This window comes from Mesorhizobium tamadayense (assembly GCF_003863365.1).
GTDB lineage: Bacteria > Pseudomonadota > Alphaproteobacteria > Rhizobiales > Rhizobiaceae > Mesorhizobium > Mesorhizobium tamadayense.
The window spans coordinates 1-1,656 of the sequence record NZ_RQXT01000146.1 but is presented as its reverse complement, the minus strand read 5'-3'; the positions used below and the strand labels follow the sequence as shown (position 1 = coordinate 1,656).

At 67.6% G+C, this 1,656-nt stretch carries 2 protein-coding genes; one reads left to right on the top strand and one right to left on the bottom strand.

Going from position 1 to position 1,656, the window contains the following annotated elements; genetic code table 11:
• Window positions 1-200 (top strand): hypothetical protein (locus EH240_RS38660; RefSeq protein WP_206075396.1); only part of this gene is annotated, 200 nt, incomplete at its 5' end.
• A gap of 296 nt (window positions 201-496) precedes the next feature.
• On the opposite strand, the gene EH240_RS36855 is transcribed toward EH240_RS38660, so the two are convergent.
• Complete coding sequence (locus EH240_RS36855; RefSeq protein ID WP_245436710.1) at window positions 497-1,642, bottom strand: IS110 family RNA-guided transposase; 1,146 nt, start codon at window positions 1,640-1,642, stop codon at window positions 497-499.
• Window positions 1,643-1,656 lie beyond the last annotated feature (14 nt).

Here is a 1,656-nt window from a genome sequence, read left to right as displayed (position 1 = left end):
TCCCTTTGTTCGACGGGGTGGCGGACCATCCCTTCGTCCCGACCTGCGGCCTCGAGAGCGGCGGAGCGCAGACGCGGTCCGGGATGCCGCTTGCGGCACCGGCGGAGCCGGCGCGTAGCTCGTCCTGGACGGCGGCGAGCACGCCCCGCTATCTTGGGCCGCAGGTCGGGACGAACTCGCGGCGGTCCTTGCATGAGTAGCGGCAGCGGCCGATCGAGGCGAGCCGTGCAAGGACGATCTGAGGGGAGCCTGCCTGGCGTCGGGGCGCTGTTGCGCCATACAACCTTGTATTCGGTGGATCGCGGCGATCCGGACCATGATGCAGTCATGCGCATCGGGGGCAAAGCTCCTCGGAGGCGGTTCCCATTCTCTCCCTCGGCATCAAAACCATAGGGCCCGTGCGGGCCACCGCCACCTCGGACTGTCCTGGCATTGCTCCATCTTGGACGGTAGATGCCGGACCTGTTGTTTCGAGCTCCGTAACGGGTTGCGGCGTTCAGGCAGCTGGACGCAGACGTGCGCCGGCCGGCACCTCGCCGGCGGTCACATAGCGCCACAAGGCAATCAGCAGCTTGCGCGCCAGTGCCACCACCATGATCTTGCGTGCGTTGCGGTGGGCGCCGACGGTGCGCGCCAGGAACCACTGCGCCAGGGCGCTGTCCTTCTGGAACATCAGCCAGCGCCACGCCAGCTGCAGCATGCCGCGGCGCACCCTGGCGCTGCCGGCCCGTGCCAGCCCCTTGTCCCGGCGTCTGCCGCCGCTCTCGTCCGGCGCCCCGGTCAGCCCGGCAAAGCGGGCCACCGCCCGCCGGTCGCGCAGCTCGCGCGATAGCACCTCATGCACCAGCATGTCCGCCGTCTCGACGCCGATGCCCAGCACTCTGGCCAGTATCAGCACCATCGCATGTGCCCCTTGCTGCGGCGCCTGCTGCAGCCGCTCAAGCCGCACCTTCTCGATCTCCTTGAGCTGCTCGCGGACCAGGCGCAGCCGTGCCAGGTCGCGCTGCAGTTCGGCCAGTGTGTTGGGCGGCAAGGGCAGACCGTCCGGACCACGCAGGTCGCCGAGCCGGTCCGCCGCCTTCTTCAGCTTCACATTGAAGCCGCGGATGCCCAGCCGCGTCAGCGTCGACTTCATCCGGTTGATTAGCCCGGTGCGTTCGCCCACCAGCGTCTCGTGCTCGCGGCTGGGGCGCCGCGCATCCTCTTCCTCTACGTTTGGGATCGCAACCATGCTGCAGTGCTTGGGCTCGCCGCGCAGCCAGCCCAGAAACGCCCGCATCAGCAATTGCGTGTCGAGCCGGTCCGACTTCGCCCGCCGGTGCTCACGCGACACAGGGATGCTGGTCGAGTGGATCACATAGGTTTCTATCCCCTGCGCCTGCAGCCAGCGCGCCAGCCAGAAGCCGTCGCGGCCCGCCTCGAACGCAACAACGATACGCCCGATCGGCTTGCCGGCCTTCTGCGCTTCGTCGCGCCAGCGATACAGCAGCCGCAGCAACGCTGCAGCATCGGCACCTTGCTTCTTCAGCGGTTGTCTCAACACACCGGGAACCAGTCCCGCCACCAGCCAACTCGACATGCTCAGTTCAACCACCGCGACCAGCGTGCTATCCTGGCCGAAGGCGACGAGGGATCTGCTCAGATCATTCTTGTGCA